This window comes from Pseudomonas sp. BCRC 81390 (assembly GCF_030341915.1).
In the GTDB taxonomy this organism is placed as follows: Bacteria; Pseudomonadota; Gammaproteobacteria; order Pseudomonadales; family Pseudomonadaceae; genus Aquipseudomonas.
The window spans coordinates 189,741-210,749 of the sequence record NZ_JATAAG010000013.1 but is presented as its reverse complement, the minus strand read 5'-3'; the positions used below and the strand labels follow the sequence as shown (position 1 = coordinate 210,749).

19 protein-coding genes are annotated in these 21,009 nt (G+C 63.8%); 14 read left to right on the top strand and 5 right to left on the bottom strand.

The window, feature by feature from the left end; genetic code table 11:
* Positions 1-92: 92 nt before the first annotated feature.
* From QSV36_RS07595 to def, 3 genes are all read left to right on the top strand, one after another.
* Positions 93-272 (top strand): CsbD family protein, encoded by a 180-nt coding sequence (locus QSV36_RS07595; RefSeq protein ID WP_289131040.1) that lies wholly within the window; start codon positions 93-95, stop codon positions 270-272.
* A 151-nt stretch (positions 273-423) separates the two neighbouring features.
* Positions 424-1,383, top strand: a complete 960-nt coding sequence (locus QSV36_RS07590) for a YihY/virulence factor BrkB family protein (RefSeq protein WP_289131039.1) — start codon at positions 424-426, stop codon at positions 1,381-1,383.
* The gene (def, locus tag QSV36_RS07585) at positions 1,380-1,916 is read left to right on the top strand and encodes a peptide deformylase (RefSeq protein WP_289131038.1); all 537 of its coding nucleotides are present in this window, start codon (positions 1,380-1,382) and stop codon (positions 1,914-1,916) included. Before QSV36_RS07590 ends, def begins: the two co-directional genes overlap by 4 nt.
* On the opposite strand, the gene QSV36_RS07580 is transcribed toward def, so the two are convergent.
* Entirely contained in the window at positions 1,871-2,239 is a 369-nt protein-coding gene (locus QSV36_RS07580) for a GNAT family N-acetyltransferase (protein ID WP_289131185.1), read from the bottom strand. The genes def and QSV36_RS07580 overlap by 46 nt on opposite strands.
* A gap of 351 nt (positions 2,240-2,590) precedes the next feature.
* On the opposite strand from QSV36_RS07580, the gene QSV36_RS07575 reads away from it, so the two are divergent.
* From QSV36_RS07575 to QSV36_RS07545, 7 genes are all read left to right on the top strand, one after another.
* Complete coding sequence (locus QSV36_RS07575) at positions 2,591-2,848, top strand: DUF2790 domain-containing protein (protein ID WP_289131037.1); 258 nt, start codon at positions 2,591-2,593, stop codon at positions 2,846-2,848.
* A gap of 385 nt (positions 2,849-3,233) precedes the next feature.
* The gene (locus QSV36_RS07570; protein WP_170031353.1) at positions 3,234-3,566 is read left to right on the top strand and encodes a type II toxin-antitoxin system HicB family antitoxin; all 333 of its coding nucleotides are present in this window, start codon (positions 3,234-3,236) and stop codon (positions 3,564-3,566) included.
* Between the two features lie 75 nt (positions 3,567-3,641).
* The gene (locus QSV36_RS07565; RefSeq protein WP_289131036.1) at positions 3,642-4,268 is read left to right on the top strand and encodes a LysE family translocator; all 627 of its coding nucleotides are present in this window, start codon (positions 3,642-3,644) and stop codon (positions 4,266-4,268) included.
* A gap of 136 nt (positions 4,269-4,404) precedes the next feature.
* Positions 4,405-4,830, top strand: coding sequence for a YybH family protein (locus tag QSV36_RS07560; protein ID WP_225778785.1), 426 nt, complete (start codon positions 4,405-4,407; stop codon positions 4,828-4,830).
* 44 nt (positions 4,831-4,874) lie between these two features.
* Positions 4,875-5,219 (top strand): YciI family protein, encoded by a 345-nt coding sequence (locus QSV36_RS07555; protein ID WP_289131035.1) that lies wholly within the window; start codon positions 4,875-4,877, stop codon positions 5,217-5,219.
* A 19-nt stretch (positions 5,220-5,238) separates the two neighbouring features.
* On the top strand, positions 5,239-5,724 hold the full coding sequence (locus QSV36_RS07550) for an SRPBCC family protein (RefSeq protein WP_289131034.1): 486 nt from the start codon (positions 5,239-5,241) through the stop codon (positions 5,722-5,724).
* Positions 5,724-6,992 (top strand): RNA polymerase sigma factor, encoded by a 1,269-nt coding sequence (locus tag QSV36_RS07545; protein ID WP_289131033.1) that lies wholly within the window; start codon positions 5,724-5,726, stop codon positions 6,990-6,992. The genes QSV36_RS07550 and QSV36_RS07545 overlap by 1 nt, the downstream gene beginning before the upstream one ends.
* Before the next feature lie 96 nt (positions 6,993-7,088).
* Here QSV36_RS07545 and QSV36_RS07540 read toward each other — a convergent pair whose 3' ends face one another.
* Together QSV36_RS07540 and QSV36_RS07535 are read right to left on the bottom strand one after the other, a co-directional pair.
* Positions 7,089-7,559: a MaoC family dehydratase gene (locus tag QSV36_RS07540; RefSeq protein ID WP_138218332.1), complete on the bottom strand. Its 471-nt coding sequence runs from the start codon at positions 7,557-7,559 to the stop codon at positions 7,089-7,091.
* 34 nt (positions 7,560-7,593) lie between these two features.
* The gene (locus QSV36_RS07535) at positions 7,594-8,538 is read right to left on the bottom strand and encodes an alpha/beta hydrolase (protein WP_289131032.1); all 945 of its coding nucleotides are present in this window, start codon (positions 8,536-8,538) and stop codon (positions 7,594-7,596) included.
* Positions 8,539-8,757: 219 nt separating this feature from the next.
* Here QSV36_RS07535 and fadD2 point away from each other — a divergent pair, with 219 nt between their 5' ends.
* Together fadD2 and fadD1 are read left to right on the top strand one after the other, a co-directional pair.
* Positions 8,758-10,446, top strand: a complete 1,689-nt coding sequence (fadD2, locus tag QSV36_RS07530; RefSeq protein ID WP_225778779.1) for a long-chain-fatty-acid--CoA ligase FadD2 — start codon at positions 8,758-8,760, stop codon at positions 10,444-10,446.
* 359 nt (positions 10,447-10,805) lie between these two features.
* Positions 10,806-12,503 (top strand): long-chain-fatty-acid--CoA ligase FadD1, encoded by a 1,698-nt coding sequence (gene fadD1 / locus QSV36_RS07525; protein WP_289131031.1) that lies wholly within the window; start codon positions 10,806-10,808, stop codon positions 12,501-12,503.
* 118 nt (positions 12,504-12,621) lie between these two features.
* Here the strand turns inward: fadD1 and QSV36_RS07520 are convergent, their stop codons facing one another.
* The gene (locus tag QSV36_RS07520; protein WP_289131030.1) at positions 12,622-13,929 is read right to left on the bottom strand and encodes an NAD(P)/FAD-dependent oxidoreductase; all 1,308 of its coding nucleotides are present in this window, start codon (positions 13,927-13,929) and stop codon (positions 12,622-12,624) included.
* A gap of 23 nt (positions 13,930-13,952) precedes the next feature.
* Positions 13,953-15,317 carry a glutamine synthetase family protein gene (locus QSV36_RS07515; protein ID WP_289131184.1) on the bottom strand — a complete coding sequence of 455 codons (1,365 nt, stop codon included), beginning with the start codon at positions 15,315-15,317 and terminating at the stop codon, positions 13,953-13,955.
* 471 nt (positions 15,318-15,788) lie between these two features.
* On the opposite strand from QSV36_RS07515, the gene hrpA reads away from it, so the two are divergent.
* Together hrpA and QSV36_RS07505 are read left to right on the top strand one after the other, a co-directional pair.
* Positions 15,789-19,694, top strand: a complete 3,906-nt coding sequence (gene hrpA, locus QSV36_RS07510) for an ATP-dependent RNA helicase HrpA (protein WP_289131029.1) — start codon at positions 15,789-15,791, stop codon at positions 19,692-19,694.
* Positions 19,695-19,881: 187 nt separating this feature from the next.
* Positions 19,882-21,003 carry a beta-ketoacyl-ACP synthase III gene (locus tag QSV36_RS07505; RefSeq protein WP_289131028.1) on the top strand — a complete coding sequence of 374 codons (1,122 nt, stop codon included), beginning with the start codon at positions 19,882-19,884 and terminating at the stop codon, positions 21,001-21,003.
* Positions 21,004-21,009: the final 6 nt, after the last annotated feature.

The window sequence follows — 21,009 nt, the reverse complement described above, 5'->3', positions numbered from 1 at the left end:
AGCCGGGCGATCCGGTGAAACTCCTGGCGCAGGGCCTGGGTCCACCGACTGTCGACACGGTCCACGTGTCTCCAGTCACAGGAGTTTTTGCCATGAGCGGAACCAAAGACAAAGCAAAGGGGTTGGCCAACGAAGCCATCGGTAACATCAAGCAGGGGGTTGGCAAAGCCACCGACAATGACCGGCTGCGGGCCGAGGGCGAGGCGCAGGAACTGAAAGGTGAGGGACAACAGATCAAGGGCAGTGTGAAGGATGCAGTGAAAAAGCCTTGATGTGAACCGCGAAGCGGCCTCTTCGCGCTGGCTCGCGAAGAGGCTGTGACTGGTGTAGGAAAATTCTTGCAGTATTGCCCGGAGCAGCACAGCGCCGACAGGGTCTATTAGACTTGTTCATTGAACCGATCAAGCGGCGAAAGGAGACGCTATGATTTTCCCCGACCTGCGCGGCCTGCCCTTGCACCGCGTGCTGGTACGTACCGTCAAGGAATTCCTTGACGACGAGATGTCCACCTACGCTTCGGCACTGGCTTACCAGGCGCTGTTTTCGCTGTTCCCCTTCCTGCTGTTCCTGATAGCGCTGATCGGCTTCCTGCACCTGCCGGACTTCTTCTCCTGGCTGCGCCTGCAGTCGGAACTGGTGCTGCCACCCCAGGCGCTCGAGCAGGTCAACCCGGTAATCGACCAGTTGCAACAGTCCAAGGGCGGGTTGTTGTCGGTAGGTATCGTGATTGCCCTGTGGACCGCCTCGGCCGGTGTGCGGCTGATGATGAGCGCGATGAACGCCGCCTACGACGTGCCGGAGGGGCGCCCGGCCTGGAAGCGCATACCGCTTTCGGTTTTCTACACGGTAGGCTTGGCCGGCATGCTGTTGGTGGCTGCGGCGCTGATGGTGCTGGGCCCGCAGGTGATGGAATGGATCGCCGCGCAGGTTGGCATGCAGGAGTTCATCGTCACCTTGTGGACCGTGCTGCGCTGGCCGGTGATCGTCATTCTGCTGATGGTCGCAGTGGCGGTGATCTACTACGTGATGCCGGATGTGAAGCAGGAGTTTCGCTTCATCACGCCGGGCTCGGTATTGGCCGTGGTGGTATGGATCGTGGCGTCGCTGGGCTTTGCCTACTACGTGAAGACCTTTGCCGACTACAACGCCATGTACGGCAGCATTGGTGCAATCATCGTGCTGTTGCTGTACTTCTACATTTCCGCTGCCGTGCTGCTGCTGGGCGCGGAAATGAACGCCGTGATCGAGCATATGTCCAGCGAGGGCAAGAACCCCGGCGAAAAGGAAGCTGCCGAACACAAACCCCACGCCACCATCAGCGTGCTCGGCCATCAACACCCGATACCGAGCGACCAGCAACCTTCCGAGCCGAACCCCCGATGATCCGCGACATTCTCAAGATGGGCGACGAACGCCTGCTGCGCATCGCCCCGCCAGTACCGCAACACCTGTTCGGCAGCGCCGAGCTGCAACAGTTGATTGATGACATGTTCGAAACCATGCATCACGTGGGCGGCGTGGGCCTGGCGGCGCCGCAGGTCGGCATCGACCTGCAACTGGTGATCTTTGGCTTCGAGCGCAGCAAGCGTTACCCGGATGCCGAACCGGTGCCGCAGACCATCCTGCTCAACCCGGTGATCACGCCAACCTCCACCGAGCTGGAGGACGGTTGGGAAGGCTGCCTGTCGGTACCTGGCCTGCGCGGCGTGGTGCCGCGTTTCAAGCATATCTGCTACACAGGCCTCGACCCCCAGGGCAAGCCGATCGAGCGCTTCGCCGAAGGCTTCCATGCCCGGGTGGTGCAACACGAGTGCGATCACCTGATCGGCCGGCTGTACCCGTCACGCATCCAGGACTTCTCCCGGTTCGGCTACACCGAAGTGCTGTTCCCGGGGCTGGACGCCAGCGACGACTGACCCCGCTGCAGCGCTACCAGGCGTTTGCTGCGCTGGTAGCGCTGCAGGCGGCCAGCCAGGGCTTCCGGCAAATGCCCGGCCGTATCGAACCCCAGCCGCCGATAGAAGGTGGCAAGGTCCGGGTGGCAGAACAGCCATGTCGGGCCGCTTGCCTGTGCCAGAGCCGCCTCGATCAAACGCCCGGCTATCCGCTGGCCGCGGTACTGCGGGGCGACGAACAATCCGGTCAGCCAGAAGCCGTTGTCTACTGGGCTCAGGCTCAATCCGGCGATGATGACTGGCGCCCGAGCCACCCATAGCTGGCCGTCACTGGCAGCACGCATGCGCGTGCCGTGCTGGCGGTAGAAATGGTCCATTAGCCGGCGTTCGCTGGCGGACAGTGGCGAACACTGCAGATTTATTGGAATGGTGGGTCCTGCCCTGAAAGTGGCCAAACGCTCTGGCCTGACGATTTGCGGCCACGTTGTCGCAGATTGTTGCAAATCCTGCAAGGCTGAATATCCGACTATGGGGTTCAACTATTCAAGGTCGGGAGTAGACTCTCATTCATCCCCCCTGGCAGTACGAAGCGGGATCGGTACTTCGTGCCATCTTCGGTGTAGATGGCAACTTCTCCGCGCCGTCACGGCAATAGAAGTCAATCGATCAGCTTGAACGCTTGAAGGCAGACTCACATGAAACCACTACTGATTCTTGCATTGGTCGGTATGTCCTCGTTCGCCCTCGCCGACGAGGCCAAACCCGTCAACAGCGAGCCCGTGGCCCAGCAGTACGACTACTCGATGAACCTGGATATCAAGCGGGTGATCAACCTGTCGACCATCCCCAACGTCTGCGAAGTGGTCCCGGCGACCATGACCTACGAGGACCACCAGGGGCAGGTGCATACCATCCAGTACCGCGCCATGGGTGAGGGTTGCCAGCAGGGTTGATCAGGCATTGACGGATGTCGGTGGCCCCTGCGGCGGTCTGCCCCGGGGCCAGCCGCGCATGCTTTTCGAGCAATAGAAAAATCCTGAATGAATATCGAGGAAATAGTGCTATCTTAGTTTGATAGCATTTTTCGATGAACACTCGATACCGCAAGATCCTCGATGCAATTTTCCGCACGCCGACTACGGCGTCGTTGGCTTTTTCCGAAATCGAGGCATTGACGCTCCACTTGGGTGGCCAGGTACTGGAGCGGCAAGGATCCAGGGTCAAGCTTGTGCTGGGTGGCCAATGCTGGCGATGCCACCGGCCTCATCCTGGTAAGGAAGCCAAGCGGTATCAAATTGAAGAGGCTCGCGAATTTCTCTTGCGGGCAGGAGTCAGGATATGAGTTGCATGCGCTATAAAGGCTACGCTGCCCGTATCGAGTATGACGAGCGTGACGACATCTTCGTCGGCCGAGTGCTTGGTATGCGTGACATCATCAGTTTTCACGCGAGGTCGGTGCCGGAGCTGCATGAGGCTTTCCGCGATGCGTTGGAGGATTACCTGGCCGATTGTGCAGAGCAGGGCATAACGCCAGAAAAACCTGCCTCTGGCAAAATCATGCTGCGCATCCGCCCCGAAGTCCATGCCGCGGCGAGTATCGCCGCACGCGCCGCCGGCAAGAGCTTGAACCAATGGGCGGACGAAGTCTTCGAGCAAGCCGCCATGGCCTGAGCCCGCGCACTTCCCATCCGCTGCGCAGTCATGGCACGCTCTAGGCCGCTTTCTTGAGCCGCAGCCGAGCCTTGCATGCCTTTCTCCAATGGTTTTCTCCTCAGTCTTTCCCTGTGCCTGGATATCGGCATCGCCAATATCGCCATGATTACCCTGGCCATGCAGCGTGGTTTCCTCCAGGGCTTCTGGCTGGGCCTCGGCACCTGCGTCGGCGACCTGCTGTATGCCATTGCCGCACTGGCCGGAATGACCGTGCTGCTGCAGTTCGAAAGCGTGCGCTGGGCGCTGTGGCTGGGTGGCTCGGTGTTGCTGGTGTGGTTCGCGCTGAAAATGCTCCTGGCCGCGTGGCGCGGCGGGCACATGGAGGCGCGGGGCGAGGTGCTGGTGGAGTCGGGGTGGCGCGAATTCCTGCGCGGTATCTTCCTGGCCATGTCGTCGCCCAGCGCCATCTTGTGGTTTGCCGCGGTGGGTGGCGTGCTGATTTCCCGTTCCGGCGGCGGCAACCTGATGGAGGCCGGGCTGTTTCTCGGCGGCTTCTTCGCGGCCGGGCTGGTTTGGTGCGTTGGCCTGTGTGGCATTGCCAGCCATGGCGGGCGCTTGCTGGGTGACCGCCTGTTGACCTGGTCGTATCTGCTGTCGGCGGCCATCTTCTGTTATTTCGCGGTGTATGTGATCGTGTCGGGGTATCGGGAGTTCGTTTAGGCAGGTTCGGACCACTGCCGGCCCCGATGTCGGAAATACTGCGCGGCCTTGTCGATTCCTCCGCGCCCCGTTCGACCATGGGTGAAGGCACGCCGCTGGCGTGGCCACCATCCCTGACCTGTCGGAGGAATTCCCGATGAGCACCGCAGCCGAAACCGAGATTCGCCAACTGATCGAACGCTGGATGCAGGCCGTGCGCGACCGTGACATCCCCAACATCATCGCCCCCTATGCCGACGACATCGTTGCCTTCGATGCCATCCAGGCACTGCAATTCAAAGGCAAGGCCAACTACCAGGCGCACTGGGAAATGTGCATGGGCTTGTGCACCGGCCCGATGGTCTTCGAACTCGCCGAACTTGCCGTGCACGCTGCTGGCGACCTGGCCCTGGCCCACTGGCTGAACCGCTGTGGCCCGGCGGACAACGACAGCCAGTGCGGCTTCATGCGCGCCACCGTAGGCTATCGTCGTCAAGGCGGCCAGTGGCAGGTCATCCACGAACACTGGTCGGCACCGTTCGACATGCAGACCCAGAAAGCGCTGTTCGATCTCAAACCCTGAGCCGTTATCGCCAAACGTCTGTTGCCAATGCCCTGGAGGCGACCATGAAATACCTGTGCCTGGTCTATTGTGACGAGGGGCTGCTGCACAGCCTGCCCGACAGCCCGGAAGACGCCGAATGCCTGGCGTACGCCGAATCCATCCAGGGCTCCGGGCGAATGCTGGCGGCCGAGGCGCTGAAGTCGGTGCAGACTGCCACCACGGTACGCATGCGCAACGGCCAGATGAGCCTGACCGATGGCCCGTTTGCCGAGACCAAGGAGCAACTGGCCGGCTTCTACCTGGTGGAAGCCCGCGACCTGAACGAGGCCCTGAACATCGCCAAGGGTATTCCCGCCGCCCGGGTCGGCAGTGTCGAGGTGCGGCCAGTGCGTGAACTGCAACCCTGACAACAACGGAGCGCCCAGCATGAGCCTTGCACTGCCTGCGCAAGCACAACACGAGTTGTCCATCAGCCGCCTGATCGACGCGCCACCGGCCAAGGTATTTCGCGCCTGGACCGAACCCGAGTGGCTGATGCAGTGGTGGGGCCCGCGCGGCATGACCACCTCGCAGTGCGAAATGCAGTTGTGGCCCGGCGGCCTGTTCCGCACCCTGATGCGTGCACCGGATGGCAGCGAATATCCGAACCAGGGTGTGTTCCTGGAAATTGCCGCGCCGCGCCGGCTGGTGTTCACCGATGCCTTCGGCCCGGGCTGGGTGCCCTCGAACAAGGCCTTCATGACCGCCGTCATCAGTTTTGACGAGGAGCAGGGCAAGACCCGCTACACCGCCCGGGCCTGGCACTGGAGCGCCACCGACTGCCGAGCCCATGAGGAGATGGGCTTCCACCAGGGCTGGGGAGAAAGCCTGGACCGGCTGGTGGAGGTGGTGACCCAGCGGATGCCTGACTGATGCCGGCCTTGGCGCAGGTGCGCGCTGAAGTCGAGGCGGTCTACCGGCATGAATCGCGCCGCATCCTGGCGACGCTGATCCGCCTGTTGGGGGATTTCGACCTGGCCGAGGAGGCCATGCACGATGCCTTTTTCATCGCGGTCGAGCGCTGGCAGCGCGACGGCATACCGGCCAACCCGCGGGCGTGGCTGGTCTCCACCGGGCGCTTCAAGGCCATCGATGCGCTGCGTCGGCGTGCCCGTTTCGACCGTTCCCAGGCAGACCTGAGCATGTTGCTCGAAGGCCAGGCGCAGGACCCCAGCGAAGAAGAACTGCTGGCGGACGACCGCCTGCGGCTGATCTTTACCTGCTGCCACCCGGCGTTGTCGGCCGATGCCCAGGTGCCGCTGACGCTGCGCGAAGTCTGCGACCTGACCACCGAGCAGATCGCCCGCGCCTTTCTGCAAAGCCCGGCAACCATTGCCCAGCGCATCGTGCGTGCCAAGGCCAAGATCCGCGATGCCGGCATCCCTTACCAGGTGCCGGAGCTGAACGAGCTGCCCGAGCGCCTGGGCAGCGTGCTGCGGGTGATCTACCTGGTGTTCAACGAAGGTTATTCGGCGTCGTCGGGCGAGGCACTGTTGCAGCAGGACCTGACTGACGAGGCCATACGCCTGGCGCGGCTGCTGGTGCAGCTGTTGCCCGACCCGGAGGCGGTCGGCCTGTTGGCCCTGATGCTGCTGCAGGCGTCCCGGCAGCGGGCACGTACCGATGGCCAGGGCAACCTGGTGGTGCTGGAGCAGCAGGACCGCAGCCTGTGGGACCAACAGCGCATTGCCGAAGGCTGCGAACTGGTGCGCCAGGCCCTGCAAAGCCGTGCATTCGGCGCCTATACCGTGCAGGCGGCGATTGCCGCGGTACATGCCGAAGCGGCCACGGCCGAGGACACCGACTGGGCCGAGATTGTCGGGCTGTATGATGTGTTGCAGCGGCACTGGCCGTCAGCCGTGGTGGCGCTGAACCGCGCGGTGGCGCTGGCGAAGCGGGATGGGCCGGCGGTTGGCCTGCGGGAAATCGAAGGGATTCTGGCGCGGGGAGAACTGCAGGATTACCACCTGGTACATGCGGCGCGGGCCGAGCTGCATTTTCAGCTGGGGCAAGTGGAGCAAGCGCGCGCGGCCTGGCGCCAGGCGCTGGCGCTGACCCGGCAGGAGCCGGAGCGCAGGCATATCGAGCGGCGGTTACAGGCGATCGAATGTGGTTTGCTGTACCGGCCTCTTCGCGGGTAAACCCGCTCCCACAGGGACCTCACAGCATTCAGCCTTGATGCGATCCTGTGGCAGCGGGTTTACCCGCGAAGCGGCCGGTACTGGCTACATCAGGCTTCAGCTAGCGACAAAATTCGGCGGCGACACCAGCTCCACGGTCTGCTGCTTGCGCGGTGCCAGGATCTCGGCTTCACCCTCGACCACCAGCTCATCGTTCTGGTTGTACACATTGGTGGCAATGCGCACCTTGAACTTGGGCAGCTTCTCGAGGATTTCCAGGCGCACGGTCAGGCTGTCACCGATCTTCACCGGCTTCTGGAAGCTCATTTTCTGGCCCAGGTAGATGGTGCCAGGGCCAGGCAAGGTGCAGGCCACGGCGGCGCTGATCAGCGCGCCACTGAACATGCCGTGGGCGATGCGCTCGCGGAACATGCTTTTGGCGGCGAATTCGGCATCCAGGTGTACCGGGTTGTGGTCACCGGACATCGCGGCGAACAGCTGGATATCACGTTCTTCAACGGACTTCTTGTATTCGGCCTTCTGGCCGACTTCGAGGGCTTCGTAGGGCGTGTTGGTGACCTGGGTCATCGGGGCTTCCTTAAAGGGCGGGCGAGGGCGCCTATCATTCGCTGCGGGCAGGCCGGCCAAGGGCCAGCGCCTGTTCGAGCCAGGCGAGAATATCGCCAGTGACCTCGTCTCGATTGAGTTCGTTGAGCACTTCATGCCGCGCCTCGGGGTAGACGCGCAGCTGTACATGTCGATTGCCGGTCGCGCGCAGGGCGTCGGCCAGGTGGGTGAGACGCTTGCCGGCACTGACCGGATCACATTCACCCCCGATCACCAGCAGCGGCAGGTTCGGATCGATCTGCGCGAGGTTACCCGGCTGGCTGATCTGCGCCAAGCCTTGCAGCAAGTCGAGCCACAACTGGTTGCTGCAACGGAAGCCGCATAACGGGTCGTTTACGTACAGGTCGACCTGCGCCGGGTCGCGGCTGAGCCAGTCGAATGCCGTGCGGTTGGGCTTGAAGGCCTTGTTGAACGAGCCGAACGACAACCATTCGATCAGCGCGCTCTTGCCCAGCGGCCCCTGGCGCCAGGTTTCCAGCCGGGCAATCAGCCGGGCCACACGGTACAGCATCGCCGGTTGGTAGTTGGAGCCACTGAGGATCGCCCCATGCAGGCTGCCGCTGTGGTGCAGTAGGTAGGCCTGGGCGATGTAGCTGCCCATGCTGTGGCCGAACAGGAACAGCGGTGTGCACGGGTACTGCTGGCCGATGTGCTGGGCCAGCAGGCCAAGGTCGTTGACCACGGCATTCCAGCCATGCTGGCGGGCGAACAGGCCGAGGCTGCCCAGTTCGGCGGTGCGCCCATGGCCGCGCTGGTCGGCGCCGAACAGGGCAAAGCCCGCCTCGCTCAAAGCCTGACCCAGCGGTTGGTAGCGCCCGGCATGCTCGGCCATGCCGTGGGCCAGCAGCACCACGGCCTTGACCGGCGAGGCCGGCAGCCATTGGTGTACGTACAGGCTGCAGTGCTCGCTGGCAGGCAGCCAGAAGGCGTCGTGAGGCATGGCGGGTCCTTGTGCGCACGGTTACCCGAACAGTGTATGCACAACCGGCCGGATTGCAGGAAGGGCACAAATAAGATTCACAATGTTAATGGCGGCACTTGGCGTATATGCCACCTTGGGCTTACCTGCTAACGTCGGTTCAACGCCTTTTCGCTTTCGGGCGGGCAGGTAAAAGGATGACAGGACACACAGTGGGTCCCGGCAGAGGAACAATAATAAATGCAAGCCGAATTCTGGAACGACAAGCGCCCGGCGGGCGTGCCTTCCACCATTGACATCAATGCCTACGCCTCGGTCATCGAGGTGTTCGAGCGCTCCTGCAAGCGCTTTGCCGACCGCCCGGCCTTCAGCAACCTGGGCGTGACCCTGAGCTACGCGGATCTGGAGCGCCATTCGGCGGCCTTCGCCGCCTGGTTGCAGCAGCATACCGACCTCAAGCCGGGTGACCGCATCGCGGTGCAGCTGCCCAACGTGTTGCAGTACCCCATCGCGGTGTTCGGCGCCCTGCGTGCGGGGCTGATCGTGGTCAACACCAACCCGCTGTACACCGAGCGCGAGATGCGCCACCAGTTCAAGGACAGCGGCGCGCGTGCGCTGGTGTACCTGAACATGTTCGGCAGGCGTGTGCAGGAAGTGCTGCCCGATACCGGCATCGAATACCTGATCGAGGCGAAGATGGGTGACCTGCTGCCCGCTGCCAAGGGCTGGTTGGTCAACACCGTGGTCGACAAGCTGAAGAAAATGGTCCCGGCCTATCGGCTGCCGCAGGCGGTGTCGTTCAAACAGGTGTTGCGCCAGGGCCGCGAGCTGTCAGCCAAGCCGGTGCCGCTGAGCCTGGGCGACATTGCCGTGCTGCAATACACCGGCGGCACCACGGGGCTGGCCAAGGGCGCCATGCTCACTCACGGCAATCTGGTGGCCAACATGCTGCAGGTGCTGGCCTGTTTCTCGCAGCACGGGCCGGACGGGCAGAAGCTGATCAAGGAAGGCCAGGAAGTGATGATCGCACCGCTGCCGCTGTACCACATCTATGCCTTTACCGCGAACTGCATGTGCATGATGGTGACCGGCAACCACAACGTGCTGATCACCAACCCCCGGGATATTCCCGGCTTCATCAAGGAACTGGGCAAGTGGCGGTTCACGGCCCTGCTGGGCCTGAACACCCTGTTCGTCGCGCTGATGAACCACCCAGGCTTCCGCCAGCTCGACTTCTCGGCGCTGAAAGTCACCAACTCGGGCGGCACCGCGCTGGTCAAGGCCACTGCCGAGCGCTGGGAAAGCCTGACCGGCTGCCGCATCGTCGAAGGCTACGGCCTGACCGAAACCTCGCCGGTGGCCAGCACCAACCCCTATGGCCAGCTGGCGCGCCTGGGCACGGTGGGCATCCCCGTGGTGGGCACCGCCTTCAAGGTGATCGACGATGACGGCAACGAGCTGCCGCTGGGCGAGCGGGGCGAGCTTTGCATCAAGGGCCCGCAGGTGATGAAGGGCTATTGGCAGCAGCCCGAGGCTACGGCGCAGGCCCTGGATGCAGACGGCTGGTTCAGGACCGGCGATATTGCGGTAATCGACCCCGACGGCTTCACCCGCATCGTCGACCGCAAGAAGGACATGATCATCGTCTCCGGGTTCAACGTGTACCCCAACGAGATCGAGGACGTGGTCATGGGCCACCCCAAGGTGGCCAACTGCGCAGCCATCGGCGTGCCGGACGAGCATTCCGGCGAGGCGGTGAAGCTGTTCGTGGTGCCGCGCGAGGGCGGGTTGAGCGTGGATGAACTGAAGGCGTACTGCAAGGCCAACTTCACTGGCTACAAGGTGCCCAAGCACATCGTGTTGCGCGACTCGTTGCCGATGACGCCGGTGGGCAAGATCCTGCGGCGGGAGCTGCGTGATATAGCTTGATACCGAGTTGGCTTGTTCGCGGGCTTGCCCGCTCCCACAGGTACTGCACAGCATTCGAGAACTGTGAGGTCCCTGTGGGAGCGGGCAAGCCCGCGAATGCCGTGAAACCGCTCTAACAGGCTATTTATAGCCCGATCTGCGACATTTTGGATAAAAACTCTAAAAATGACCCATATTGTTCATTGAGTCATTTTTGTGACCATAAGGCCTGCTTTGGCCCCTAGGCGACCCTAGGTAAAGCTGTTACTCTCGGCCCCGCTTTCAGATGATCCGGTTTGCAACGAGCCGTCATCTCATATCAATAATAAGCGCATCGACGCGTGAATCGAACTTCGCTGTTGCTGAAGGAGTGGGCTTCCATGATCGAACATTTTTGGAAGGATAAGTACCCAGCCGGGATTACGGCGGAAATCAATCCTGACGAATTCCCCAATATCCAGGCGGTACTCAAGCAATCCTGCCAACGCTTTGCCGACAAACCGGCCTTTAGCAACCTGGGCAAGACTATCACCTATGGCGAGCTCTATGCGCTGTCCGGGGCATTTGCGGCCTGGCTGCAACAGCATACCGACCTCAAGCCGGGTGACCGCATTGCCGTGCAGCTGCCCAACGTTCTGCAATACCCGGTAGCGGTGTTCGGCGCCATGCGCGCCGGGCTGGTCGTGGTCAACACCAACCCGCTGTACACCGCGCGGGAGATGGAACACCAGTTCAACGACTCCGGGGCCAAGGCCCTGGTGTGCCTGGCCAACATGGCCCACCTGGCCGAGAAGGTGGTACCCAAGACCCAGGTCAGGCATGTCATCGTCACCGAAGTGGCCGACCTGCTGCCGCCACTCAAGCGCCTGCTGATCAACAGCGTGATCAAGTACGTGAAGAAGATGGTGCCGGCCTACCACCTGCCGCGTGCGGTACGCTTCAACGACGCACTGGCGCTGGGCAAGGGCCAGCCGGTGACCGAGGCCAACCCGCAGGCCAACGACGTGGCGGTGCTGCAGTACACCGGTGGTACCACCGGCGTGGCCAAGGGCGCGATGCTGACCCACCGCAACCTGGTGGCCAACATGCTGCAGTGCCGGGCGCTGATGGGCGCGAACCTGCACGAAGGTTGCGAAATCCTCATCACGCCGTTGCCGCTGTACCACATCTACGCCTTTACCTTCCATTGCATGGCAATGATGCTGATCGGTAACCACAACGTGCTGATCAGCAACCCGCGTGACCTGCCGGCAATGGTCAAGGAGCTGGGCAAGTGGAAGTTCAGCGGCTTCGTCGGCCTCAACACGCTGTTCGTTGCCCTGTGCAACAACGAGGCCTTCCGTGCCTTGGACTTCTCCGCGCTGAAGATCACCCTGTCGGGCGGCATGGCCCTGCAACTGAGCGTGGCCGAACGCTGGAAAACCGTGACCGGCTGCGCCATCTGCGAAGGTTACGGCATGACCGAGACCAGCCCGGTGGCCGCAGTGAACCCGTCGGAGGCCAACCAGGTCGGCACCATCGGTATCCCGGTACCCTCGACCCTGTGCAAGGTGATCGATGACGCGGGCCACGAACTGCCGTTGGGCGAGGTGGGCGAGCTGTGCATCAAAGGCCCGCAGGTGATGAAGGGCTACTGGCAGCGCGAGGACGCCACGGCCGAGATCCTCGATAGCGAGGGTTGGCTGAAGACCGGCGATATCGCGGTGATCCAGCCGGACGGCTACATGCGCATCGTCGACCGCAAGAAGGACATGATCCTGGTCTCGGGCTTCAACGTGTACCCCAACGAACTGGAAGATGTGCTGGCGGCTCTGCCGGGCGTATTGCAGTGCGCGGCCATCGGTGTGCCGGACGAGAAGTCGGGCGAGGTGATCAAGGTGTTCGTCGTGGTCAAGCCGGGCATGACCGTGACCAAGGAGCAGGTAATGGAGCACATGCGTGCCAACGTTACCGGCTACAAGGTACCGCGCCAGATCGAGTTCCGCGACGCGCTGCCGACCACCAACGTGGGCAAGATCCTGCGCCGTGAGCTGCGTGATGAAGAGCTGAAGAAGCAGGGCCTGAAGAAGATCGCCTGATCCTCTGAATCTTCGCTGGCTTTACCGGCCTTTTCGCGGGTAAACCCGCCCACACAGGTTTTGCGCAACTATCAAGGGTTGTGCAATACCTGTGGGGGCGGGTTTACCCGCGAATGCTTCAGCGCAGTTTTTCCAGCATCTGGTAGTACCACATCCCCGCCGCCAACAGCGGATTCCCCAGCAGATCGCCCATCGGCACCCGCACATGCCGGCACTGGGCAAAGGTGTCGAACTTCTCCAGCGTCCCGGTCAACGCCTCGGCCATGATCTCGCCCATGATGTGGCTGGTGGCAATGCCGTGCCCCGAATAGCCCTGGCAATACCACACGTTGTCCGACAGCTTGCCCAACTGCGGGATGCGGTTGACCACGATGCCCATCGCACAGCTCCACTGGAACTCGATCGGCACGCCCTTCAACGCCGGGAAGGTGCGTTCGATGCACGGGCGCAGTTCGCCCTCGATGTCGCGTGAGTCACGGCCGGAATAGTTGGCGCCACCGCCGAACAGCAGGCGCTTGTCGGCGGTCAGGCGGTAGTAGTCGAGGACGAAGCGGCAGTCGTAGACCGCCAGGTCTTGCGGGTTGATCTGTTCGGCCAGTTGCCCCAGCGGTGCGGTGGTGACGATGCCGCCCATGGCCGGGAAGATCTTGCCCTTGAGCTGGCGTTTTTCCAGTTTGTGATACACGTCGCCGGCCAGCATCACCTGGCGCGCCTCGACCCGACCGTGGGCAGTGACCACGGCCGGGCGCGGGCCGTGGACAATGTCCAGCACCTCGGAGTTCTCGAAGATCAGCGCCCCCAGGCCATGGGCGGCGCGGGCTTCGCCCAGGCACAGGTTGAGCGGGTGCAGGTGCAGGTTGCGCAGGTTCTTCAGCGCACCCAGGTACAGCGGGCTTTGCAGGTGCTCGGCCACACCGTTGCGGTCCAGCAACTGCACCTGCTCGCCCATGCCGCGGCGCCGGGCCTCGGCCTCGAATGCGCGCAGTTCGTCCATGTGCGAAGGTTTCATCGCCGCATGCAGGTGGCCGCGCTTGAGGTCGCAGTCGATGCCATAGCGTGCCACGCGTTGTTCGATCAGCTGGTGCCCGCGCCAGCGCAGGTGCCAGATGAAATCGTCGACTTCGGCCCCCAGGCGGTTGCGCATCTGCGTGCGCATGGCTTCGTCGCCCGACAGGCTGCCGGTGACCTGGCCGCCATTGCGCCCGCTGGCCCCCCAGCCAATGCGGTTGGTCTCGACGATGGCCACCTTCAGGCCGCGCTCGGCCAGTTCCACTGCCGTGGCCACGCCGGTGAAGCCGCCGCCGATGATCGCCACGTCCACCTGCACCGTGCCTTTTAGCTGTGGGTACGCGGTGTGGTCGTTGAGGGTGGCGCTGTAGTAGGACGGCGCGCGCTGCGCCGGGCCTTGGTTCAATGCTGCATTCATGGGTGTTCCTTGTTGTTCGGGGCTCAGGCCTGGTGCAGGTACCAGCGCCAGTCCTGTTCGCTGACTTCGGCCATGAACTGGCGGTACTCGGCGCGCTTGACCTTCAGGTATACGCCCAGGAATGCCTCGCCAAAGGCCTCGCGGGCCCAGCCGGAATGCTGCAGGGCATCGAGCGCGGTCAGCCAGTCGGTGGGCAGGTGTTCGCTGGCCTGGGCATAGCCGTTGCCTTCCACCGGCGCGCCAGGGTCAAGTTGTTCGCGGATGCCGCGGTGGCTGGCCGCGAGAATCGCCGCCGCCGCCAGGTACGGGTTGGCATCGGCGCCGCAGATGCGGTGCTCCACATGCCGGCTGTTGGCCGGGCCGCCCGGTACGCGCAGGCTCACGGTGCGGTTGTCCACGCCCCAGGTGGGCGCCAGCGGCGCGTAGCTGTTGGCCTGGAAGCGGCGGAACGAGTTGGCATTGGGGCAGAACAGCAACAGCGAGTCGCGCAGGTGGCGCAACATGCCGGCCACGGCCTGGCGCAGCAGCGGGGTGCCGGCCTTGTCGTCGCTGGCGAACAGGTTGTTGCCGGCGTCGTCGGCCAGGCTCAGGTGCATGTGCATGCCGGTGCCGGCCAGGTGCGCGAACGGCTTGGCCATGAAGCAGGCCTGCATGCCGTGGGCGTGGGCCACGCCTTTCACCAGGCGTTTGTAGCGCACAGCCTGGTCCATCGCCTGCAGCGCGTCGCCGTGTTCGAGGGTGATTTCCACCTGGCCGGGGGCATATTCCGAGATCGCCGTGCGGGCCGGGATGCCCTGGGCCTTGCAGGCGGCGTAGAGGTCGGCGAGGAACGGCTCGATCTGCTCCAGTTCGCGCAGGCCATAGACCTGGGTGCTGCGTGGGCGGCCGCCATCGTTGTCCAGCGCCGGTTGCGGGCGGCCCAGGGCGTCACGCTGCTGGTCGAGCAGGTAGAACTCCAGTTCGCAGGCCATCACCGGGTGATAGCCGTCGGCCTTCAGCGCGTCGATGGTGCGCAGCAGCACATGGCGTGGGTCGGCGATACTGGCCGGCAGGCCTTCGCTCGGGTGCATGCTCACCTGTACCGCGGCAGTCGGCACCCGTCGCCAGGGCAGGCGCACCAGGCTGCCCTGCAATGGGTAGGCGCGGCAGTCGATATCGCCCACGTCCCACACCAGGCCGGAGTTTTCCACATCGTCGCCGTTCAGGGTCAGGCCAAGGATGGTGCTGGGCAGCGGCCGACCGCCCTGGTACACGGCCAGCAGTTCGTCGCGGTGCAGCAGCTTGCCGCGCGGTACGCCGTTGGCGTCGAGGATGAACAGTTCGAACAGCTCGATATCGGGGTTGTCGGCCAGGAAGCGCCTGGCCTGCTCTACAGGTGCAAAGTGCATGATGGATTCGCTCATGGGCGCACGGGGCCACCGCACAGGCAGGCGGCCCAGTTGAGTCAAACGGCCGGACGCGGTCCGGGTTCGGTCATGAAGGCGTGCGCGAACGATCCGGTGGGCGAGCGTGACGGCAGTGCCACAGGGCCCAGAAGGCGAGGATGATGTGGACCAGCGGATTTTCACCGGCACGGCGCCGGGCCTTCGGCAGCGAAGGGCGGGGCGAGGGTGGGGCGATGGGCTGGACGGGACTCATGCCTGGGATACTCACATGCGCGGTAAGGTTGATTAAAGCAGTGAATGGCAACCTTTACATCGCATCCGGCTAAACATTTGTGCCATTGCACCTGGCCTCTTCGCGGGTTTACCCGCGAAGAGGCCGGCAGGCAGCAGACAACCGGCAAATCTGCGACAATCGCGCATCCTTCGAATGCCGATCATGCAAAAGCAGGCTCACCTGCATCACTAAAAAGCCCCATGACTGACCACGCCATCGACAAACTGCTGCAAAACCTCGACCACGCCATGATTGCCGACCGCCATCGCCTGCGCCGGCAATTGCACGAACTGCGCAAGCGCCCCGATGAGGCGAAGCTGGCGCAGTGGGTGGACAAGGTCCAGGCCTCCTGCGCCCAGGTCACCGCGCGCCAGCAGAGCGTGCCGACCGTACGCTACGACGACAGCCTGCCGATCGCCGCCAAGCGTGACGAAATCAAGAAGGCCCTGGCCGAGCACCAGGTGCTGGTGATCGCCGGCGAAACCGGTTCGGGCAAGACCACCCAGCTGCCGAAGATCTGCCTGGAACTGGGCCGTGGCAGCCATGGCATGATCGCCCACACCCAGCCACGCCGCATCGCCGCCCGCAGTGTGGCGGCGCGGGTCGCCGAAGAGCTGGGCACGCCGCTGGGCGGCTTGGTCGGCTACCAGGTGCGCTTCGAGGACCAGAGCGACGCCAACACGCTGGTCAAGCTGATGACCGACGGTATCCTGCTGGCCGAAACCCAGCACGACCGCTTTCTCGAGCGCTACGACACGATCATCGTCGACGAAGCCCACGAACGCAGCCTGAACATCGACTTCCTGCTCGGTTACCTGAAGACCCTGCTGCACCGCCGCCCCGACCTGAAGCTGATCATTACCTCGGCGACCATCGACCTGGAGCGTTTCTCCAGGCACTTCGACGGTGCGCCGATCATCGAGGTGTCCGGGCGCACCTTCCCGGTAGAAACCTGGTACCGCCCGTTGACCAGCGAGCAGGATGAAGAAGGCAACCAGATCGAGGACGACCTCACCGTCGATCAGGCCATCCTCGCTACCCTGGACGAGCTGGCGCAGCATGAGCGCAGCGTCGGCAAGGGGCCGGGCGATGTGCTGATCTTCCTGCCAGGCGAGCGGGAAATCCGCGATGCCGCCGAAATCCTGCGCAAGGCGCAACTGCGCCACACCGAGATCCTGCCGCTGTACGCACGGCTGTCGCCGGCTGAACAGCAGCGCATCTTCCAGCCGCACACCGGGCGCCGCGTGGTGCTGGCCACCAACGTCGCGGAAACCTCGCTGACCGTGCCGGGCATCCGTTACGTGATCGACACCGGCACCGCCCGCATCAGCCGCTACAGCTACCGCGCCAAGGTCCAGCGCCTGCCCATCGAGGCCGTATCGCAGGCCAGTGCCAACCAGCGTAAAGGCCGCTGTGGCCGGGTCGAGCCGGGCATCTGTGTGCGCCTGTACAGCGAAGAGGATTTCAACAGCCGGCCGGCGTTCACCGACCCGGAAATCCTGCGCACCAACCTGGCGGCGGTGATCCTGCAGATGCTCCACCTGCGCCTGGGCGCGATCGATGCCTTCCCGTTCATCGAGCCGCCGGATGGCAAGGCCATCAGCGACGGGTTCAACTTGCTGCAGGAGTTGTCGGCGGTCAACCGCGAGAACCAGCTGACCCCGATCGGCCGCCAGTTGGCGCGCCTGCCGATCGACCCGCGGCTGGGCCGCATGCTGCTCGAAGGCGCGCGCCTGGGCAGCTTGCAGGAAGTGCTGATCGTGACCAGTGCGCTGTCGGTGCAGGACCCGCGCGAACGCCCGCCGGAGCGCCAGCAGGCCGCCGACCAGGCGCACGCGCAATGGAAGGACGCGGACTCCGATTTCGCTGCGCTGGTCAACCTCTGGCGTGGCTTCGAAGAGCAGCGCCAGGCGCTGACCGCCAACCCGCTGCGCAACTGGTGCCGCAAGAACTTCCTCAATTACCTGCGCCTGCGCGAATGGCGCGATGCCCATCGCCAGCTGGCGCTGATCTGCCGCGACCTGCAGTTGACGGTGAACAAGGAGCCATCCGACTACCCGAAGATGCACAAGGCCATTCTCAGCGGGCTGCTCAGCCAGATCGGCCAGAAGACCGAAGAGGGCGACTACCAGGGGGCCCGTCAGCGACGCTTCTGGGTGCACCCGTCCTCGGGCCTGGGGCGCAAGCGCCCGCAGTGGGTGATGGCTGCCGAACTGGTCGAGACCACCAAGCTGTATGCGCGCATGGTGGCCAAGATCGAACCGGACTGGATCGAGCCGCTGGCCGGCCATCTGGTCAAGAAGAACCACTTCGAACCGCACTGGGAGAAGAAGCGCGGGCAGGTGGTGGCCTATGAGCAGATCACCCTGTACGGCCTGATCCTGGTCGGCCGTCGCCCGGTGCATTTCGGCCCGATCGACCCGGTCACCTCGCGCGAGCTGTTCATCCGCGAAGGCCTGGTCGGCGGCGAAATCCAGTCGCGGGCCAAGTGCCTGGCGGCCAACAAGCGCCTGCTCGAACAGCTCGACGAACTGGAGGCCAAGGCGCGCCGCCGCGACATCCTCGCCGACGAAGAAACCCTGTACGCCTTCTACGAAGCGCGCCTGCCGGCGGAAATCCACCAGACCGCGACCTTCGACAGCTGGTACCGCATGGGCAGCCAGAAGGACGCCAACCTGCTGATCATGCGCGAGGAAGACGTGCTGGCCCGTGAAGCCAGCGAAGTGACTGCCGCGCAGTACCCCGACAGCCTGCAGCTGGGCGACCTGCGCCTGCCGCTGAGCTACCACTTCGAGCCCGGCCATCCCCGCGACGGTGTGACCGTGCGGGTGCCGGCACCGCTGCTGCCGAGCCTGCCGGGCGAGCGCCTGGAGTGGCTGGTGCCGGGCCTGCTGGAGGCCAAGTGCGTGGCGTTGGTACGCAACCTGCCCAAGGCCCTGCGCAAGAACTTCGTGCCGGTGCCGGACTTCGTCAAGGCTTCGTTGGCGCGCATGACCTTCGGCCAGGGAGCGCTGCCGCAGGCCCTCGGCCAGGAGCTGCTGCGCATGACCGGTGCGCGGGTGCCCGACGAGGCCTGGGACGAGTCGGTCAACCTGGTCGAAGGCCACCTGCGCATGAACATCGAGGTGGTCGATGGGCAGGGCAAGTTCCTTGGCGAAGGCCGCGACCTGGCCGAGCTGACCGCACGCTTTGCCGCCGCCAGCCAGGCTGCGCTGGCCGTGCCGCGCGACGCCAGCAGCGACCAACCGGTGCAGGCCAAGGCCTTCAGCGAGGTCAAGCAGACTGCCCAGCAGAACATTGCTGGCCTGTCGATGACCGTGTACCCGGCGTTGGTGGAAGATAACGGCAGCGTCCGCGAAGGGCGTTTCTCGACCCAGGCCGAAGCCGAGTTCCAGCACCGCCGCGCCTTGCAACGCCTGTTGCTGCAGCAGTTGGCCGAGCCGGCCAAGTTCCTGCGCGGCAAGCTGCCGGGGCTGACCGAACTGGGCCTGCTGTATCGCGAACTGGGCCGCGTCGAGGCATTGGTCGAAGATATTCTGCTGGCCAGCCTGGACAGCTGCATCCTCGACGGCGAACAGCCGCTGCCGCGCGACGGTGCTGCATTGGCCGGGCTGGCGGAACGCAAGCGCGGCAGCTGGGCCGAACATGCCGAGCGCCTGGCCCGGCAGACCCTGGAAGTGCTGAAGCTGTGGCATGGCTTGCAGAAGCGTTTCAAGGGCAAGATCGACTTGAGCCAGGCCGTGGCGCTGAACGACATCAAGCAACAGCTGGGCAACCTGGTGTACCCGGGCTTCGTGCGCGAAACCCCCGCAGCCTGGTTCAAGGAATTGCCGCGCTACCTCAAGGCGGTGGAGCTGCGCCTGGAGAAGCTCGGCGCGCAGGTACAGAAGGACCGGGTGTGGAGCGGCGAGCTGGGCAACCTGTGGGCACAGTACAAGGCCCGTGCCGACAAGCATGCCCAGGAAGGCAAGCGCGACGAGCAACTGACCGTCTACCGCTGGTGGCTGGAAGAATATCGGGTATCGCTGTTCGCCCAGCAGTTGGGGACCAAGGTGCCGATTTCTGACAAACGTTTGAGCAAACAGTGGAGCCAGGTGGAGGGCTAAACTTCCCTGTTTGTGGCACTATTAGGGCAATTTGGGGTCGCGTTGCGACCCTTCGCCGGCGAGCCCGCTCCCACAGGCGCAGCGCAAGAGGGAGCAGCTTTGTCTTTTAATTGGCACTAAAGTGCCATTAACTTGCCATATTCCAGCCCGCGCCCCGTGGCGCTGGCCTTTTACCAGAGGAACGACCGTGCATAACGTCGTGATCAGCGGTACCGGCCTGTACACCCCGGCCCAGAGCATCTCCAACGAAGAACTGGTAGCCTCCTTCAACACTTGGGCGCAGCAGTTCAACCAGGACAATGCCGCAGCCATCGAGCGTGGTGAGATCGAAGCGGCGCCATTGTCCGACGCAGCCTTCATCGAAAAGGCCTCTGGCATCAAGAGCCGCTTCGTCATGGACAAGGCCGGCATCCTCGACCCACAGCGCATGAAGCCACGCTTGCCGGAGCGCTCCAATGACGAGCCATCGGTACTTTGCGAAATGGCCGTGGCCGCGGCTCGCCAGGCCCTGGAGCGCGCCGGCCGCAGCGCTGCCGATGTCGACGGGGTGATCGTTGCCTGCTCCAACCTGCAGCGCCCATACCCGGCCATCGCCATCGAAGTGCAACAGGCACTGGGCATCCAGGGCTTTGCCTTCGACATGAACGTGGCTTGCTCCTCGGCCACCTTCGGCATCCAGACCGCTGCCAACAGCGTGGCCCTGGGCCAGGCCCGTGCGGTGTTGATGGTCAACCCGGAGGTGTGCACCGGCCACCTGAACTTCCGTGACCGCGACAGCCACTTCATTTTTGGTGACGCCGCTACAGCAGTGCTGCTCGAGCGTGCCGACCAGGCGACCTCGGCGCACCAGTTCGAGGTTGTCAGCAGCAAGCTGTGGACCGAGTTCTCCAACAACATTCGCAACAACTTCGGCTTCCTCAACCGGGCGGCGGAAGAAGGGGAAGGTGCAGCGGACAAACTGTTCATCCAGGAAGGCCGCAAGGTGTTCCGTGAAGTGTGCCCGAAGGTGGCCGAGCTGATCGGTGAGCACTTGCAGGAAAACGGGCTGCAGCCGAGCGATGTGAAGCGTTTCTGGCTGCACCAGGCCAACCTCAGCATGAACCAGCTGATCGTCAAGAAACTGCTGGGGCGTGAAGTGGCCGAGGAAGATGCACCGGTGATTCTCGACCGTTATGCCAACACCAGCTCGGCGGGCTCGGTGATTGCCTTCCACCTGTACCAGGACGACCTGGCCAAGGGCTCGCTTGGCGTGTTGAGCTCGTTTGGTGCGGGGTATTCGATTGGCAGCGTGATCCTGCGCAAGCGCTGATTCATC